The sequence below is a fragment of the Yersinia antarctica genome (assembly GCF_056636475.1).
The window spans coordinates 2046213-2064533 of the sequence record NZ_JBSJQF010000001.1; the positions used below are offsets into that span (position 1 = coordinate 2046213).

Sequence of the window (18321 nt, forward strand, 5' to 3'; positions counted from 1 at the left end):
GAAAATTAATTAATAGGCGGGAGTCTTTCCCGCCAATATATTTTTGTTATTAAATATGTCTATGTGAAAGGATGTTCTTTCTTTAGAATTTTATCAATTATATTTAATACGCCAGAGTCGTTATTTGATTCGGCCTGATACTTTGCTACATTCTTAATGTTGTCTGGAGCATTTGCCATGGCATAACCAAAGCCGGCGTACTGTAACATTTCAATATCATTGCCACCATCGCCAAAAGTTACGACTTGTTGATCAGTTACATCCCACATTTTTTGGAGTAGTTTAATACCATTGGCTTTATGAATGCCGGGTATTATAAGGTCTACAGAACCATGTCCACTTGATACCGGGGTCACTATATCTGCGAGTTCTTGCTCGATAAATTTCATAAAGTCTACCAGTTTCTCATTGGGTAAACTTATCGCAAATTTGAATGCAGACTCTGTTACTTGATCGAAATTATCGATAATTTTAAGGCGATGGTAGTATTTACTCATTGTAGTGTAGAAATAATTATCTGAAGAGCTCAGCATGTAAGCGCCATTTTTGCCACAAACAATGACATCAAGATAGGGTATTGGTAGTAATGTTTTTAGCACTTTATTACAATCTTCATCAGAGATTGAACCGCAGAAAATTTCAGTATTCTTGTTACTGACATAAGCCCCATTTTCAGCAACAAAAGCGATTTCATTGGCAATCTCAGGGAAGAATGAAATTAGCTGATAATATTGATTACCACTGGCAACAACAAATTTTATTCCATTTTCTTTTAGTTGTGAATATTGTGTAATAAACCGTTCCCTATCAAAACTCATCTGATCATTGAGAAAGGTTCCATCCATATCAACAGCAATGATTTTAATGCTCATACAATTTCCCTCTTTAACATCTTGGTTTGATAGAGAATATCTCGGCATAGTATACCTAAAAAAAAGCTAGCATAATTTTGCTAGCAGGTAAAATTACCATACTCAGTCACACTTTTATCTTCAAAAAACAGATTGACCCACTATCCACCGGCTTTATTTATCGGTAGATAAATGTTTAGTCACTGGAATATTTCAGTTTGAATGCCCCAACTGCTATGACAATAAATGTCAGGGCAACCACTGTGAATGCAGCGTAGAGGTCAGTTATATGTGCAATAAAACCGATCAGTGCCGGCCCCCCTAAAATACCGAAATAACCCAGCGTTGCGACCATGGCTACCGACATGTTCACGGGCATTACACTTTCCTGGCCAGCCAGCGTGATAAGTACTGGAACAATATTAGCTGCACCTATTCCTACCAGTGCAAAGCCAAATAACGTAAATTTCCAGTCAGGTATTATGACGGCAATGGCATAGCCGGTCATGGCGATGATACTGCTAAAAATCAGTACATGCTTGCGTCCCAAAATACTGACAACTTTATCACCAGTGAAACGCATTACAGACATGGTGCCACCGAAAATAGCAAACCCCCAACCGGCATGTGCTATGTCAAGGCCACGGTCATTGGTTAGAAATACGCCACTCCAATCTAATACTGCACCTTCCGCCATAAAACAAATCATGCACATAAGTGCCATTAATATGAGCCTGAAGTTTGGGCGTGGTTTTATTTTTGGCTGTTGATTAGGTTCTTTATGATCGCCAAAAGGGATTAATTCCTTGAAAACGACGGAGGTAATTATAGCCATTATCACGACGGCAATCAGCGTTACGGGGAGGGGCATTAAGCCAAGAGTAAATAATATTGCACCGCCGCCAGCACCCGCAATTGAACCAATGCTGAATAAACAGTGGAAACCTGACATCAGTGGTTTATCCGAGGATTGTTCAACCAGAGAGCCTTGGACATTAACCGCAACGTCGACTAAACCAATGCCTGCACCAAAAAAGAACAGACATAGTGCCATCAAAGGGAACTGATCAATAATTGCCAATGTGGGCAGGAAAACAGCGCTAACAACGATACCTAATAGTATTATTCTTCTACAGCCGAAGCGGCCAATCAGTTTGCCAGAGAATAGCATTGCCAGTAGGGAGCCTGTTCCCAAGCAAAGTAATAACATCCCCAAAGAGCCTGCATCAAAATGAAGTCTATTCTGTGCATAGGGCACCAACGATGCCCAAAGGCCCATAGCAAATCCAGCGACAAAGAAGATAGAGCGCGTAGATGTGCGTGTAGCCGGTGTATCCAGAGGGTAGTCGACGACATGGCTAGACATTTAAGCACCTTTCTCTGGTAAGTGGCAGCGAGCAAGTAATAAGTATAAGTCACTTCATAAAAGACTTATATTAAGTTGTGAAATATACAGTGGGTACCTGGCTTGTCAAGAACATTTTTGCCTATCAAGGTGGTTTGCCGACTAGAGAAAAGGGCATACGACGGTTAGGATAGCCTGAAGGTGGGAGAGGGGGCTCTAGAAAAAGTTTCTCATCATAGATACCGCTGAATACTAGATCTCAAATACTCGAAAATTATTATAGGCATCAAGAGTGTATTCTGATATTCCATTGTGATAATCGTACTTAATGTTGTCGCGATAGACAAAATGGGGTATGTGTTTGCAATCAAATTTTTTGAGTAATTGAGCAGATAATTCTGCAATGCAATTTTGACTGATATGTTCTCCTGAGATGGCTATGGTTGCAGGGTTAATCATGGCGATCAACGATGAAGTAATATAAATAAGTCGTTGTTGCACCAGTTCATGGTGAGAATTTATATTAGTCCCTAGATTGTCATAAAATGGCAGTTGCGACACTTCACCTGCAAATTGACTTGCACCACGTAGCATTTTACCTGAAATAACAATGCCACAGCCGGCACAATGTCTTGGTGGCATAAAAATATAGGCGATAGGTTCATTTATATTACGGCAGTGATTACGATAAAAACCAAATGCGGTATAATTCATGTCATTCCCCGCCTGAACAAAAATACCGAATCGGTTACTTAATAATTCAGTGATTGGCAATCCCTCCAGGCGGGTAATATCGCAAGTAAGTATTTTTCCATCCACAATGACACCGGGCAATCCTAGCCCTATTGCTTTGATATTATTGTATTTATCTGAAAATTCTTGAATTTGCGCGAGCAACATATCTTCAGTTAAATCAGAATATATTTTATCGTACTCAACAATGATTTTGCCATCTGCAGACCTTAGGGATGACGATATAACGCCGGAGGTATCGCTCCCTTCAATATAAATACTTAATATGCTAAAGTAATTTGAGTTGTATATATAGCGCTTTGCTGGCCGGCCACCACGTGATTCATCAATAGATTCTTCAATGATTTCGCCCTTTGAACATAATTCATTCAAAATGGTGCCACATGTTGCCAAGCTTAATCCAGTTTGAGCAGATATATCGCCTTTGGTTGCGGATGACAGCGATTTTAATGTGCTTGCAACCAACATAATATTTTTTTGTTTCATCTGCCGGGTGGTATTAAGCGGTACAGTAGTCATTTTCTTCACCAAATATTTAATTGAAATGAATATAACATGTTCGTATTTATGAAGAAATAATTATCATGGCATTTATCCGTATGGTTGTGGTGATTAAACTTTGCTATAAATGAGTACAGTTGTCGAGCTATAACCACCAGTGGTATTTTCTGTTTTCGTGACTCTCGCGTTTCACGATATTGATGCTTTAGAGGCTGCCTTGTAAAGGGACTATTTGATGGAACCATTACTGACGGATCGTTTGCTATTAATACCTTTAACCCTACAGGATGCTGACCAGATACAGCTAAAATTTCCGGTATGGGAAGTGGTGAAGTATTTAGATGCTTCTGCCGTACCTTGGCCTTACCCAGCCGATGGTGCCCTGACCTTTGTCCGTGATATTGCATTACCTAAGATGCAATGTGGTAGCCGTTTTTTCTGGTCAATCAGGCCGAAGGTTTCACCAGAGACCTTGATTGGTGTTATTAATTTGGCCTGTGATACAGACGATCACCGTGGCTTTTGGTTAAGCCCTGTGTGGCAAGGGCAGGGGTTAATAACGGAAGCCAGTGATGCAGTCACTCACTTCTGGTTTACACAATTGGACCAGCCTTATTTACGAGTGACAAAGGCCGCACCGAATAAGGCGTCAGCCGCCATATCACGTAAAAATGGTATGCGTTTGGTTGCAACGCAGGAGCGAGACTACGTTAGTGGGCATTTCCAGACGGAAATATGGGAAATCAGTCGCGAAGAGTGGTTGAGAAATAAGCGCTGAACCATGGCATGCCAGCTTTGAGGTTATTAATGAGACTAACCGAATGAATAAAATCTGTGGTTGGGCGACAGACTCTTGTTGATAGGGTTGCTAACATGGTGCATATACCGCACAAAGGAGGAGTACAACAATGGGAAATCGCATCACTTTAGCGCGTGTTTACGATGTTCAGCCGCCATATCAAGCCAATACCTTTCTGACTGATCGGCTGTGGCCGCGAGGCATTAGCAAAACCCGGCTGTTAGGGGTGGTATGGTTAAAAGAAGTGGCGCCGGAAAATGCATTACGAAAATGGTTTCATCAATGTTTAGATTGGCCAGAGTTTGTGGTGCGTTATCAGGCTCAGCTTGATAGCTCAACGGCCTGGCAACCTTTACTAGACGTACTGAAACAACAGCCAATTACGTTGCTGTATGGCAGTCGCGACACGCAACAGAATCAGGCGGTAGTGTTACGTGATTTTCTGCTTAGCAAGCTATAGTATTTTCTCTTGTAATACCCATACTGCGGCTTCAACCCGCGATTTCAGCTTCATTTTTTTCAACAGATGTTTGACATGAACTTTAACGGTGCTCTCTGCAATCAGCAATTTCCGGGCAATGGTTTTATTCGGTAACCCTTTAGCGATCAGCTTCAATATGTCGCGTTCACGTGGGGTGAGGGTGTTAATATCGCGCTCATTATCAGACCGATTCTCGCGGAGGTTGATTGCCAGTATCGACATCAATGCGTCGCTGAGAACCATTTGTCCTGCTGCTGCATCATACAATGAGACCAGCAAATCTTCAGGGTCCATATCTTTTAGCAGATAACCATCGGCCCCGCGTTTTAAGGCACTGATGACATCATCCTGATGGTCAGAAACGGTAAACACTACAATTCGCCCGGATAGTGGCTGCTGACGCAATCTATCCAGTGTTTCCAACCCATTCATGCCCGGCATGTTTAAATCCAGCATGATCAAATCAGGATCAAGATTGGTGGCGAGAATAATACCTTGAGCACCGTTGCTGGCCTCACCTGCGATGGATAACCCAGGTGCCATGCTGATTAATTGCTTAATACCGTGCCTTAGCATCGGGTGGTCATCAATCAACAGGATGGTCGCGGCGTCTTGTTCACTCATGAATAGTTCCTGTAGCTGAGAGGGTAAATACCTCGAACGGAAGGGTTGATCGATATTCTTCCTCATCCTTGACTATTACCCCATAACCAATAGGGAGTACCCCCTAATAGTCAACGGGTGTATTACTCGGTTTCAAGAAAACATTCACATCGGCAACTAAATGAAAAGAGGCTCTTTTTTGCCAGTAAACCTACTACCCACAAATGATGTATGGGTATTGTTAGCTAAAAGTTAACTTCACATCCTCTTGATGTAAATCAACTTTGAAATAGCCTCTGGTGCCTAGGGTGACGCATTACTTCCCGTTTGTGGTCACCCTGACTGAGGTTTTTATGTCGCACTCTCCGACACCATTAACTAACTCATCATCTTCCGCTATCCCGGCAAAGTTAGCCGGTGGTCAATCAATACCGCAGTGGTACCCGGAAGATCCACAGTTCTGGCAACAGGTAGGGCATAGTGTTGCCCGGCGAAATTTGTGGATTTCAGTACCAGCATTGTTACTGAGTTTCTGTGTCTGGATGCTGTTTAGTGCGGTCGCAGTGAATCTGAATAAAGTGGGCTTTAACTTCACCACCGATCAACTGTTCATGCTGACAGCATTACCCTCAGTATCGGGGGCACTGTTACGTGTTCCATACTCGTTTGTCATACCGGTCTTTGGTGGTCGTCGCTGGACGGCTATTAGCACATTGTTTCTGGTTATCCCCTGCCTCTGGTTAGGTATCGCGGTACAGGACAGCACCACCCAGTATGGAACATTTGTATTGATTTCATTGTTGTGTGGTTTTGCCGGTGCGAACTTTGCCTCTAGCATGGCTAATATCAGTTTTTTCTTCCCGAAAGCCAAGCAGGGGGGGGCGCTGGGCCTCAATGGGGGATTGGGGAATCTTGGCGTCAGTGTGATGCAACTTATCGCCCCTATGGCTATTTCGGTTGGGGTGTTCAGTGCCTTTATGGGCAGTGGCTATCCACAAGCGGATGGTAGCCAGCTCTGGTTGCAAAACGCAGCCTATATCTGGATCCCCTTTTTGCTGATATTCAGTGTGGCGGCCTGGTTTGGTATGAATGACTTGTCTGCTGCAAAAGCGTCGATTATCCAGCAATTACCGGTCCTGAAACGTGGCCATTTGTGGATTTTGGCGGTGTTATATCTGGCAACTTTTGGTTCATTTATCGGTTTCTCAGCCGGATTTGCCATGTTGGCAAAAACACAATTTCCTGATGTTGTCATCCTGCATTACGCTTTCTTCGGCCCGCTATTGGGCGCACTGGCTCGTCCAATGGGCGGTGCGCTCTCTGATCGCTTTGGCGGCATTCGCGTCACCTTCGTCAATTTTATCCTGATGGCAATATTTGCGGCATTACTCTTCCTCACCTTACCGGGAACCAATGTTAATGGCTCCTTCTTTGCCTTTTTTGGCGTATTCATGCTGCTGTTTCTGACGGCGGGACTGGGCAGTGGTTCAACGTTTCAGATGATTGCGGTGATCTTTCGCAAGTTAACGGTCGATCGAGTGACCCTCGCGGGTGGTAGTGATGAACAAGCGCAGCATGATGCCGTCAGAGAGTCAGCGGCGGCACTGGGTTTCATCTCAGCCATTGGCGCTATCGGCGGTTTCTTTATTCCTAAATCCTTTGGTACCTCGCTGGCCCTAACCGGTTCACCGGCCGGCGCGATGAAGCTATTCGTGGTTTTTTATGTGGTTTGCGTATTGATCACCTGGTTTGTCTACGGGCGCAAGCTTAACGCGGGTATGGCGACCAAAAAACCACGTTGACCGGTACGGTCCAATAAATAAGCAACATTGAGCAATGTTAATCCACTTATAAAAATAAATAGGGCCGTTATGTCCCCAATCAGGAGGTCTCCCGATGAGCAAATTTCTTGACCGATTTCGTTATTTTAAACAACTTGCCGAGCCTTTTGCACAAGGCCATGGCCAGACACTGGACACCAATCGTGATTGGGAAGATGGCTATCGTAGCCGCTGGCAGCATGACAAAGTGGTACGTTCAACTCATGGTGTGAATTGTACGGGTTCATGTAGCTGGAAGATTTATGTCAAAAATGGGTTGGTCACTTGGGAAACCCAGCAAACTGACTACCCGCGTACCCGCCCGGATTTACCTAATCATGAACCCCGTGGTTGCCCTCGTGGGGCCAGCTATTCCTGGTATTTGTACAGTGCTAATCGGCTGAAGTACCCGATGATGCGCAAGCATCTGTTGCAATTGTGGCGTGCTGCCAAAGTGCTGCACAGTGATCCGGTGGAGGCATGGGCTTCAATTGTTGGCGATAGCGTACAATCAAAGGATTATAAACAGGCTCGTGGCCGGGGGGGCTTTGTCCGTTCGACCTGGCAGGAAGTGAATGAACTGATTGCCGCCGCTAACGTCTATACCGCCAAACAGTATGGGCCGGATCGGATTATCGGTTTTTCACCGATTCCAGCGATGTCGATGGTTTCCTACGCGGCGGGCGCGCGCTATCTATCACTGATAGGCGGCGTTTGCCTCAGTTTCTATGACTGGTATTGCGATTTGCCTCCGGCATCACCGATGACCTGGGGTGAGCAAACTGACGTGCCAGAATCCGCTGACTGGTACAACTCATCCTATATTATTGCCTGGGGTTCCAATGTTCCGCAGACCCGCACACCCGATGCCCACTTCTTTACCGAAGTCCGTTACAAAGGGACCAAAACTGTAGCGGTGACGCCGGATTATGCAGAGGTCGCTAAACTGTGTGACCAATGGCTGAATCCGAAACAAGGAACAGACAGTGCCATGGCTATGGCAATGGGGCATGTGATCCTCAATGAATTCCATCTACAACGACAAAGCAGCTACTTTGTTGAATACATGCGTCAGTACACCGACATGCCGATGCTGGTATTACTTGAACCTCGTCATAGCGGCGATTATGCCGCCGGGCGGTTACTGCGCGCCGCCGATCTGGTGGATAATCTGGGAGAGGAGAATAACCCAGAATGGAAGACCATTGCCATTGACGCTAACAGCGGGCAGTTGGTAGCGCCGCAAGGGTCTATCGGTTATCGCTGGGGTGAAAAGGGTAAATGGAACCTTGAGCAGCGCGAGGGCAAAACGCAGCAGGAAGTCTCATTACAACTCAGTTTATTAGGTCAACATGATGCTATTGTTAATGTCGGATTTCCCTACTTTGGTGGCGAAATTAGTGAGAATTTTCAAAGTGTTGCGCTAGAGGAAATACTGCAACACAAGTTGCCAGTAAAACGGTTGCCATTAGCCGATGGCAGTGAAGCACTGGTGACCAGTGTTTATGACCTGATGATGGTAAACTATGGCCTGGATCGTGGTTTGGCTGATGACAACTGCGCCAGCAGTTATGACGATATAAAAGCTTACACTCCTGCCTGGGCTGAAAAAATTACTGGCGTTGCACGTCAGGATATTATCCGCATTGCGCGTGAATTTGCAGATAACGCCGAGAAAACCCATGGCCGTTCGATGATTATCGTCGGGGCCGGTATTAATCACTGGTATCACATGGATATGACCTACCGTGCACTGATTAATATGCTGATTTTCTGCGGCTGTGTCGGGCAAAGTGGCGGCGGTTGGGCGCACTATGTGGGGCAGGAAAAACTGCGACCACAAACCGGCTGGTTACCTTTGGCATTTGGCCTCGATTGGCAACGTCCACCGCGCCATATGAACAGTACGTCATTTTTCTATAATCACTCCAGTCAGTGGCGTTATGAGACCGTCAGCACCACCCAATTACTCTCTCCCTTGGCCGACAGTTCGCGCTTTAGCCCAAGTCTGATTGATCTTAATGTGCGCGCTGAACGTATGGGGTGGCTGCCTTCGGCCCCGCAACTGAATTGCAATCCATTGACCCTTGCCGCCAGCGCACAACAAGCCGGTCAAACACCGGTAGAATATACCGTCGATAGCCTTAAAAACGGGTCACTGAGATTTGCCGCTGAACAGCCAGATGACCCACAAAACTTCCCGCGAAACTTGTTTGTCTGGCGTTCCAACCTACTGGGTTCTTCCGGCAAAGGGCATGAATATATGCTCAAGTATTTGTTGGGTACGGAAAATGGTATTCAGGGTAAAGATTTGGGCCAGCAAGGTGGGGTGATGCCGGAAGAGGTTGAATGGCAGGAACAGGGAGGCGAAGGCAAGCTGGATTTAGTCGTGACATTGGATTTCCGCATGTCTAGTACGTGTCTCTATTCAGACATCATTTTACCCACCGCAACCTGGTACGAAAAAGACGACATGAATACCTCGGATATGCATCCGTTTATTCACCCGCTGTCTGCGGCGGTAGATCCTGCCTGGGAGTCTAAAAGCGACTGGGATATCTACAAAGATATTGCCGAAACCTTCTCTCGAGTTTGCGTCGGCCATTTAGGTCAGGAAACCGATGTAGTGACCTTACCCATCCAACATGATTCGCCAGCCGAACTGGCACAGCCATATGGTGTAAAGGACTGGAAAAAAGGTGAATGTGAACTGATACCGGGCCAAACCGCGCCGCACATTGTGGTGGTCGAGCGCGATTACCCAGCAACCTATGCTCGCTTTACTGCCTTGGGTCCCCTATTGGATAAATTAGGTAATGGCGGCAAAGGGATTAACTGGAATACCCAGACTGAAATTGATTTCCTCAAAAAACTTAACCATACCCAGCCTGACGGCCCTGCCGCCGGACGACCAAGAATTGATACTGCTATTGATGCCGCAGAGGTGATTTTATCCTTGGCCCCTGAAACCAACGGTCAGGTGGCGGTAAAAGCCTGGCAGGCTTTGGAACAACTTACCGGTCGCCAACATGCTCACTTAGCTCTGAATAAAGAAGATGAAAAAATTCGTTTTCGCGATATTCAGGCGCAACCACGCAAAATCATTTCCAGTCCAATCTGGTCCGGCTTGGAAGATGAGCATGTTTCCTATAATGCTTGTTACACCAACGTTCATGAGTTGATCCCGTGGCGCACCCTTTCAGGCCGGCAACAACTTTATCAGGATCATGAATGGATGCGTGCTTTTGGTGAGAGTTTGTTGTGCTATCGCCCGCCAATAGATACTCGTGCCGCCCAACCTTTGCTTAATAAGAAGCCGAACGGTAACCCAGAGAAAGCACTTAACTTCCTGACACCCCATCAGAAGTGGGGCATTCACTCAACCTACAGTGACAACCTGTTGATGCTGACACTGTCGAGAGGGGGGCCTATCGTTTGGTTGAGTGAAGATGATGCCAAAGATCTGCTGATAGAAGATAACGACTGGATTGAGGCGTTTAACAGTAATGGCGCATTAACTGCTCGTGCCGTCGTCAGCCAGCGAATTCCGTCAGGCATGACCATGATGTACCACGCACAGGAGCGCATTATTAATATCCCCGGTTCTGAAATTACCGGCCAACGTGGCGGTATTCATAACTCAGTCACCCGTATCAGTCCAAAACCAACCCATATGATTGGCGGATATGCGCAATTAGCCTACGGCTTTAACTACTACGGCACGGTAGGGTCCAATCGCGATGAGTTCGTGGTGGTGCGCAAGATGAATAAGATTGATTGGCTGGATGACGAACAGCAAAACCAGAGCAAAACCGGGGGCAAACTATGAAAATCCGTTCACAAGTCGGCATGGTTCTGAATCTGGACAAATGTATTGGCTGTCATACCTGCTCAGTAACCTGCAAAAATGTTTGGACCAGCCGCGAGGGTATGGAATATGCCTGGTTTAACAACGTGGAAAGCAAACCGGGGCTGGGTTATCCGCACGATTGGGAGAATCAGGATAAATGGAAGGGGGGCTGGATCCGCAAGATTAATGGCAAATTGACCCCCCGTATGGGGAGCCGAGTCGGGGTCCTCGCCAAGATATTTGCTAACCCTGATGTACCAGCATTAGATGATTATTACGAACCCTTCGATTTTGATTACCAGCACTTGCACAACTCACCGGCTGGAAAACATCAGCCGGTAGCTCGCCCACGTTCGCTGATTACCGGTCAACGAATGGAGAAAATCGAGAACGGCCCTAACTGGGAAGAGATTCTGGGCGGTGAGTTTTCTAAGCGATCTAAAGACCAGAACTTCGCCCATATTCAGAAAGAGATGTATGGGCAATTTGAACATACCTTCATGATGTACTTGCCACGTTTATGTGAACACTGCCTTAACCCCGCCTGTGTCGCAACTTGCCCCAGTGGGGCAATTTATAAACGGGCTGAAGACGGTATTGTGCTGATTGATCAGGATAAATGCCGGGGCTGGCGTATGTGTCTGACCGGTTGCCCGTATAAAAAAATCTATTTCAACTGGAAAAGCGGCAAGTCGGAGAAGTGTATTTTCTGCTATCCACGCATTGAGTCCGGTGAACCGACCGTTTGTTCAGAAACCTGTGTGGGGCGCATTCGTTATCTGGGGGTACTACTGTATGACGCGGATGGCATTGAACAAGCCGCGGCTACTACTGATGAGAAAAACCTCTACCAACGGCAAATGGATATTTTCCTCGATCCCCATGATCCGCTGGTGATTGCCGAAGCGCAGAAACAGGGGATTCCCTTAAGTGTCATTGAGGCCGCCCAACGCTCCCCGGTTTACAAAATGGCAGTGGAATGGAAATTGGCACTGCCGTTGCACCCCGAATACCGGACCTTGCCGATGGTATGGTATGTCCCGCCGTTGTCACCGATTCAGTCTGCGGCAGACTCTGGCGCGCTGCCCCACAGCGGGGTGCTACCGGATGTGGAAAGCCTGCGTATCCCGGTTCAGTATTTAGCCAACTTACTGACTGCTGGTGATACTCAACCGGTATTAATGGCACTGAAACGGATGCTGGCAATGCGCCACTATAAACGGGCTGAAACCGTTGAGGGTAAAACTGATCTCAGTGCACTGGAGGCCGTGGGGCTAACAGAGGCGCAAGCGCAAGAGATGTACCGCTATCTGGCGATTGCTAATTATGAAGATCGCTTTGTCATTCCATCCAGCCACCGTGAAATAGCCCGTGACGCTTTCCCGGAAAGTAAGGGGTGCGGCTTCAGTTTCGGCGATGGTTGCCATGGCAGTGACAGTCGTTTCAATTTGTTCAATAGCCGCCGCATTGATGCTGTTGATGTCACACGTAAGACTGACCAGGGGGCCACTCATGATTAGTTTGAGAATCATTTCACGTTTGCTGGAATACCCAGATATTGATCTGTGGCAAAACCGGCAAGAAGTTGTTGAGGCGCTCGACAGCGCCGATGAACTCACGACGGAACAGGTTCATCGGCTCAGGCAATTTATCAATACATTATGTCAGAGCGAATTGCTTGAGTGTCAGGCTAGCTATTGTGGCTTATTTGACCGGGGGCGAGCCACCTCACTGTTGCTATTTGAACATGTGCATGGTGAGTCGCGCGATCGTGGTCAGGCCATGGTGGACCTCATGGCACAGTATCAACGTGCGGGGTTAGTGCTTGACTGTAAAGAGTTGCCTGATTTCCTGCCACTTTATCTTGAGTATCTGGCTAACCAGCCAGTGCAGGATATCACCTTGGGTTTGCAGGATATTGCACCCATTTTGGCGCTGCTGGGGGCACGTTTACATCAGCGGGATAGCGACTATGCCCAGTTGTTTGATCTGCTGTTAGTGCTGTCTGGCAGTGCTATTCGCAGTGAAAATCTTGGCGATAAAGTGGCGGGTGAAAGCCGGGATGACACCGCCAAAGCACTGGATGCGGTATGGGAAGAGGAGCAAGTGAAATTCCTCGGCACGCAGGGGTGTGCATCAGCTCAGCAGGGGATGCCCCCCAAACACCTTGCCGATGCCGTACTACCACAATATCTCAGTATTCAGTCTGCCTCAGAGGGCAAAAAAGTCGTTCAGTCCCATGTGGTGACGGACCGTAAAGGAGCCATCTTATGAGCTTTTTGAATAAATTCTTTTTTGATATTTATCCTTACATGGCAATGGTGATTTTCTTTGTGGGCAGTTGGTTGCGTTACGACTATGGGCAATATAGCTGGCGAGCAGGTTCCAGTCAGATGTTAGATAAGAAAGGTGTATGGCTGGCATCTAATTTATTCCACATCGGTATTCTGGGGATATTCTTCGGCCATGTGCTGGGTATGCTGACGCCACATTGGATGTATGAATCGTTCTTACCGATAGAGATAAAACAAAAAATGGCGATGATTGCTGGCGGTGCCTGCGGTCTGATGATGTTAGTCGGTGGAGTCATGCTGCTACACCGCCGCTTGACTAATTCGAGGATCAGAGCAACCAGTACCCGGGTAGATATCCTGATTCTGATATTGCTGGTGGTACAAGTTAGCTTGGGGCTACTGAGTATTCCGTTTTCTGCTCAACATATGGATGGTAGCGAGATGATGAAATTGGTCGGTTGGGCGCAGTCAATTGCGACTTTCCGCACCGGAGCATCGGCCTATCTGATAGATGTAGCCTTGATTTTCAAGTTGCATATTGTCTTGGGATTGACCCTTTTTGTTTTATTCCCGTTCTCACGCTTGGTACATATCTGGAGCGTACCCATCGAATATTTAACGCGCCGTTATCAACTGGTGCGTAACCGCCACTAAGCGTGTCGATTCAGCCCGTAGGTCTCTCTATCAACCTACGGGCTAACGATGGGCTTTAACCGGTGGAGTTTTGTTCGCGTAACTTAGCCAGAGCCACTTCTGAAGCGTTTATATCTTCCCGCGGGCGCTGTTTGGGCATTGTATCTACCAGTGCGGCAGCTACCTCAGTGGCGCGCTTACGTAAACTAAACCAACCGGCAACCAATAACACGGCCACCACCGGCAATGTGGCGATAGTCCAGGTTCCATTCGGATAGTCGAAAGCCATCATCACTAAAACACCTGCCAGGAAAAACAGTGTCAGCCAGGATGTGACCGGCGCACCGGGCATTTTAAAGGATACGGGTTTTGCTGTTCCCTGCTTTATTGCCTGACGTAATTTCATCTGACAGATAATGATGAATGCCCATGAGCTGATAATACCTAAAGAGGCAATATTAAGAACGATTTCAAATACCTGTGATGGTACCAGATAGTTAAGTAGCACGCCGAAGACATAAATACCCACGGTAACCAATATGCCGGCGTAGGGAACAGATTGTGGGCTCATTTTGGACATGAATTTAGGTGCTGAGCCACCCATGGATAATGAGCGCAGAATACGACCTGTCGAGTAAAGGCCAGAGTTCAAACTGGAAAGTGCGGCAGAAAGTACCACGATATTCATGATGGTCCCGATATAGGGGACGCCTAAGTTACTAAAGAAGGTGACAAAAGGGCTTTGGCCGGCCTGATAGGCATTCCATGGCAGCAGACACACCAGTAGCACCACAGAACCGACGTAGAATAGGCCAATCCGCCAAATCACACTATTAATTGCCTTTGGCAGCATCTTTTCCGGGTCTTTACATTCACCGGCCGCCGTACCAATTAATTCAATACCGGCAAAGGCGAATATCACCCCTTGAACCAATATCAACGCGGGTAACAACCCGTGGGGGAACAATCCGCCATTATCGGTTATCAGGTGTATACCGGTGGGATGCCCGGCAACACTTTGCCCTGTGCCGAGAAAGATCACACCCACGACCAGAAAGATAGCAATGGCTGCGACTTTGATCAGTGCAAACCAAAATTCCATTTCAGCAAACCATTTAACGCCAATCATATTCATGGTGGCAACAATTGAGAGCGCACCCAGTGCAAATAACCACTGCGGAACATCAGAGAACGTCCCCCAATAGTGCATATAAAGGGCCACCGCAGTGATATCGACAATCCCGGTCATGGCCCAATTAAGGAAATACATCCATCCGGCAACATAGGATGCTTTCTCACCGAGGAATTCGCGGGCATAAGAAACAAAGCTGCCACTGGTTGGGCGGTGCATAACTAATTCACCGAGCGCTCTAAGAATAAAAAACGAGAAAATCCCACACACCAGATACACCAAGGCCAGTGCGGGGCCAGCCATTTGCAAGCGGGCGCCGGTGCCTAAAAATAACCCCGTACCAATAGAGCCACCGATAGCGATCATCTGGATATGACGTCGGCCCATACTTTTGTGGTAGCCAGTATCATGAGAGTCTAGCCAGCGTTTTTTGGCGGCGTGATGGGTCTTTGCAGTGTGTTTTCCTGACATCATAGCTTTCCCTATTTTCCTGTCTGTCGTGCAATCATCGTGAATGTATTACAGCAACTGATTGCTAAAGGTTAATGCATAAATAGCGTCTTAGCGCCTTCGATTATTATGGTTTCTATTGCTGCCACTGGATTCTGGGAGGGCATGCTATCGTTTCTATCGTGATGAGGCAAAAAAAATATTCACTTATAAATTATTTTTTTTGTTCTATTACCGGAATCAGTAATTGCAAATGAAAGGTTAAATTATATACAGGAAAAATGTTTTTATGGTAATGTATTACTTATGCTTATAGGGCGAAATATCAGTATTTCTTAACTCATTGTTACATTTATGAAAGTAGAATTTTTTTGGATCGGAGTTATAGATTGGCTGTATATTATTCAACGATAAACCCTTCTTAGATTGAGTGTATTTATTAAGATTATTGCTTCACATAAAATTGCAATTTATCTTATTATAGATAAAAATAATATATTGTTTTTCTAAGTGTTAATTTTAAAATTTATAATTTATTTTTGTGTAGCGCAGTTAATATTTACGATGATATTTATCAAGCAATTAGATTGTTGTATTAACGTGACTTAATCTAATAGGTAAGTTGCAGAAACTCTTATTCGAATAGCCTCGACTTAGTGCTGTGCATAAAGCGTACTGCGTAAGATGCAATATGAGATCTAACACACAGTTTTCCGAGAATGATATTGCATTTTCTCACCTTCAATGATGATACTAATAACGCAATAGTTATATTTATTGCCATAATTTTATTGAGGCGTGTTACTGGTAAAGCAGGCAAGACCAAAATAAAAGTGTCCCCCGTCCGCGGGTGCATTTTTGTTTTGGTCTTTTTTTTTGTTTTTTTTAAGTGATAAATTCAGGGGAATAGCGATGGATTACCAGCAGTTAGGATTGAAGATCTTAGCGTTGATCGGGGGGAAGCGTAATGTCAGTAAGTTAACACATTGCGCCACCCGCTTGCGTTTTGAGTTTAACGATGACACTAAAGTTGATGCTAAACAGATTGAAAAACTGGAGGGTGTGATCAGTGTGGTCGAGCGAGGAGGCCAGTTTCAAATAGTTGTCGGCAACAACGTGCAGCAAACCTATCGGACGATATTGAAAGAGATTGGCAGTGTGCCAACAGCAGAGAAGCAGGGCAATAAAAATAAAACCAAAAATGGTATTTTCAGCCAGATAATCAGTGTGATTTCTACCACCTTTACTCCTGTCATTCCGGCTATTACCGGAGCCGGGATGATTAAGGCGTTGCTGGCAATTTTGAAACTCACCGGTGTGATTACAGCTAGCAGTACCACTTATCAGTTGCTCGATACCATTGCGGATGCGGCATTCTTTTTCCTGCCGGTTCTGCTGGCATATGGTGCCGCGATTAAGTTTGAATGTAATCCTATTTTGGCAATGACGATTGCCGGGGCACTGTTACACCCTAATTTGGCACAAATGTTGGTAAAAGGTGACGCGGTTAGTTTTATCGGTATTCAGGTTAGATTGGCTGATTATGCCGGTTCGGTATTACCGATTATCTTTACCGTTTGGTTGATGTCTTATGTCGAGCGCTTTGCCGAGCGAATTTCGCCCTCGATGATTAAATTTTTTACCAAGCCAATGATTATATTATTGATTACTGCTCCTTTGGCATTAGTCGTGATCGGGCCATTTGGTATCTTTCTTAATGATATGGTGGGCAGTGGTGCTGCCATTATAAACACGAAAGCCAGTTGGCTTATTCCCATGTTAATGGGGGCGCTGCAACCCTTCTTGGTTATTACGGGCACGGCGTGGGCCATGACCCCGATTGCAACCATGCAATTGACTAAGCAAGGCTATGAGATGATCAATGGCCCCGGTATGTTGGCATCCAATATTGCTCAGGGGGCGGCGACACTCTGTGTCGCCTTCAAAACAAAGAATAAGAACTTGAAACAACTGGCATCTTCAGCAGGCTTCACTGCACTTTTGGGGATAACCGAGCCGTCATTATATGGTGTGACCCTGAAGCTGAAACGCCCGCTGGTGGCGGCAATGATCGGCGGGGGCTGCGCTGGTGTTTATGCGGGGTTAAGTGGTGTGGTGCGTTACGCCTTTGTATCACCAGGGCTTGCTGCATTACCGGCGTTTATTGGCGAAAACCCAATGAACATTGTGCACGCATTAATAACCTGCGTTATTGCTATTGTGGTCACTTTCGCCCTGACCTGGGTATTGGGCTTTGAAGACCCGGTAGATGAACAATCGCAAGTTGATGAAAGTGATAACGTTCCCTTGTCTGCCTCTGTGGCGAGAACTACGGGGACAGCGGCTCAGGCAGCAGTCATAAGTAGTCCATTAAGCGGAAAATTAATCCCATTAGGCCAGGTTAACGATGATGTGTTTTCTCTGGGATTGTTGGGGCAGGGGGTGGCTATTATCCCTGATGTGGGTGAAATGCGCGCCCCAGTAACAGGTGAAATTATGACGTTCTTACCCAGTAAACATGCCGTCGGAATTAAATCAGACGACGGGGCTGAGGTTTTGATTCATATCGGTATTGATACCGTCAACTTAAATGGTCAGCACTTCAGTTCGACGCTGCAAGTGGGGGATCGTGTCATGGTGGGCGACCTACTGGTGAGTTTTGATATCACCGCCATTACTCAGGCAGGCTACGATATCGTCACACCGGTATTGATTGTAAACAGTGATGCGTATTCGCAGGTTAGCAGTGTAGCTTGCGGGCCAACTCAGTTTGGTGAGCCGATTATTACTCTGGGTGCACGTGGTTAGG

13 protein-coding genes are annotated in these 18321 nt (G+C 46.3%); 8 read left to right on the forward strand and 5 right to left on the reverse strand.

Going from position 1 to position 18321, the window contains the following annotated elements; all coding sequences use genetic code 11:
• Positions 1–59: 59 nt before the first annotated feature.
• From ACWJJO_RS09490 to ACWJJO_RS09500, 3 genes are all read right to left on the reverse strand, one after another.
• On the reverse strand, positions 60–872 hold the full coding sequence (locus tag ACWJJO_RS09490) for a Cof-type HAD-IIB family hydrolase (protein ID WP_481090951.1): 813 nt from the start codon (positions 870–872) through the stop codon (positions 60–62).
• Positions 873–1047: 175 nt separating this feature from the next.
• Positions 1048–2217, reverse strand: a complete 1170-nt coding sequence (locus tag ACWJJO_RS09495) for an MFS transporter (RefSeq protein ID WP_481090952.1) — start codon at positions 2215–2217, stop codon at positions 1048–1050.
• Positions 2218–2448: 231 nt separating this feature from the next.
• Positions 2449–3468: an ROK family protein gene (locus ACWJJO_RS09500; RefSeq protein WP_481090953.1), complete on the reverse strand. Its 1020-nt coding sequence runs from the start codon at positions 3466–3468 to the stop codon at positions 2449–2451.
• Between the two features lie 217 nt (positions 3469–3685).
• Between ACWJJO_RS09500 and ACWJJO_RS09505 the strand changes: the two genes are divergently transcribed.
• On the forward strand, positions 3686–4228 hold the full coding sequence (locus ACWJJO_RS09505; RefSeq protein WP_083159101.1) for a GNAT family N-acetyltransferase: 543 nt from the start codon (positions 3686–3688) through the stop codon (positions 4226–4228).
• Positions 4229–4358: 130 nt separating this feature from the next.
• A complete protein-coding gene (locus ACWJJO_RS09510) occupies positions 4359–4709 on the forward strand; it encodes a DUF488 domain-containing protein (protein WP_083159100.1) in 351 nt (116 codons plus the stop codon).
• Here the strand turns inward: ACWJJO_RS09510 and narL are convergent.
• Positions 4704–5354: a two-component system response regulator NarL gene (narL, locus tag ACWJJO_RS09515; protein WP_042569642.1), complete on the reverse strand. Its 651-nt coding sequence runs from the start codon at positions 5352–5354 to the stop codon at positions 4704–4706. The genes ACWJJO_RS09510 and narL overlap by 6 nt on opposite strands.
• A gap of 332 nt (positions 5355–5686) precedes the next feature.
• Here narL and ACWJJO_RS09520 point away from each other — a divergent pair, with 332 nt between their 5' ends.
• From ACWJJO_RS09520 to narI, 5 genes are all read left to right on the forward strand, one after another.
• Positions 5687–7135 carry a NarK family nitrate/nitrite MFS transporter gene (locus ACWJJO_RS09520; protein WP_227746592.1) on the forward strand — a complete coding sequence of 483 codons (1449 nt, stop codon included), beginning with the start codon at positions 5687–5689 and terminating at the stop codon, positions 7133–7135.
• Positions 7136–7229: 94 nt separating this feature from the next.
• The gene (locus ACWJJO_RS09525; RefSeq protein ID WP_481090954.1) at positions 7230–10982 is read left to right on the forward strand and encodes a nitrate reductase subunit alpha; all 3753 of its coding nucleotides are present in this window, start codon (positions 7230–7232) and stop codon (positions 10980–10982) included.
• Positions 10979–12523 (forward strand): nitrate reductase subunit beta, encoded by a 1545-nt coding sequence (gene narH / locus ACWJJO_RS09530; RefSeq protein WP_481090955.1) that lies wholly within the window; start codon positions 10979–10981, stop codon positions 12521–12523. Before ACWJJO_RS09525 ends, narH begins: the two co-directional genes overlap by 4 nt.
• Positions 12516–13277 (forward strand): nitrate reductase molybdenum cofactor assembly chaperone, encoded by a 762-nt coding sequence (gene narJ, locus ACWJJO_RS09535; RefSeq protein ID WP_083159098.1) that lies wholly within the window; start codon positions 12516–12518, stop codon positions 13275–13277. The genes narH and narJ overlap by 8 nt, the downstream gene beginning before the upstream one ends.
• Positions 13274–13951 carry a respiratory nitrate reductase subunit gamma gene (narI, locus tag ACWJJO_RS09540; RefSeq protein ID WP_372569086.1) on the forward strand — a complete coding sequence of 226 codons (678 nt, stop codon included), beginning with the start codon at positions 13274–13276 and terminating at the stop codon, positions 13949–13951. Before narJ ends, narI begins: the two co-directional genes overlap by 4 nt.
• Positions 13952–14006: 55 nt before the next feature.
• Here the strand turns inward: narI and ansP are convergent, their stop codons facing one another.
• On the reverse strand, positions 14007–15536 hold the full coding sequence (gene ansP, locus ACWJJO_RS09545) for an L-asparagine permease (RefSeq protein ID WP_481090956.1): 1530 nt from the start codon (positions 15534–15536) through the stop codon (positions 14007–14009).
• A gap of 888 nt (positions 15537–16424) precedes the next feature.
• Between ansP and ACWJJO_RS09550 the strand changes: the two genes are divergently transcribed.
• On the forward strand, positions 16425–18320 hold the full coding sequence (locus tag ACWJJO_RS09550; RefSeq protein ID WP_372569088.1) for a beta-glucoside-specific PTS transporter subunit IIABC: 1896 nt from the start codon (positions 16425–16427) through the stop codon (positions 18318–18320).
• The last annotated feature ends 1 nt before the right edge of the window (position 18321 follow it).

Bases quoted from the DNA above. Each gene is read 5' to 3' on its own strand.
- ACWJJO_RS09490 (WP_481090951.1), bottom strand. From the start codon at position 872: ATGAGCATTAAAATCATTGCTGTTGATATGGATGGAACCTTTCTCAAT.
- ACWJJO_RS09495 (WP_481090952.1), bottom strand. From the start codon at position 2,217: ATGTCTAGCCATGTCGTCGACTACCCTCTGGATACACCGGCTACACGC.
- ACWJJO_RS09500 (WP_481090953.1), bottom strand. From the start codon at position 3,468: ATGACTACTGTACCGCTTAATACCACCCGGCAGATGAAACAAAAAAAT.
- ACWJJO_RS09505 (WP_083159101.1), top strand. From the start codon at position 3,686: ATGGAACCATTACTGACGGATCGTTTGCTATTAATACCTTTAACCCTA.
- ACWJJO_RS09510 (WP_083159100.1), top strand. From the start codon at position 4,359: ATGGGAAATCGCATCACTTTAGCGCGTGTTTACGATGTTCAGCCGCCA.
- narL (WP_042569642.1), bottom strand. From the start codon at position 5,354: ATGAGTGAACAAGACGCCGCGACCATCCTGTTGATTGATGACCACCCG.
- ACWJJO_RS09520 (WP_227746592.1), top strand. From the start codon at position 5,687: ATGTCGCACTCTCCGACACCATTAACTAACTCATCATCTTCCGCTATC.
- ACWJJO_RS09525 (WP_481090954.1), top strand. From the start codon at position 7,230: ATGAGCAAATTTCTTGACCGATTTCGTTATTTTAAACAACTTGCCGAG.
- narH (WP_481090955.1), top strand. From the start codon at position 10,979: ATGAAAATCCGTTCACAAGTCGGCATGGTTCTGAATCTGGACAAATGT.
- narJ (WP_083159098.1), top strand. From the start codon at position 12,516: ATGATTAGTTTGAGAATCATTTCACGTTTGCTGGAATACCCAGATATT.
- narI (WP_372569086.1), top strand. From the start codon at position 13,274: ATGAGCTTTTTGAATAAATTCTTTTTTGATATTTATCCTTACATGGCA.
- ansP (WP_481090956.1), bottom strand. From the start codon at position 15,536: ATGATGTCAGGAAAACACACTGCAAAGACCCATCACGCCGCCAAAAAA.
- ACWJJO_RS09550 (WP_372569088.1), top strand. From the start codon at position 16,425: ATGGATTACCAGCAGTTAGGATTGAAGATCTTAGCGTTGATCGGGGGG.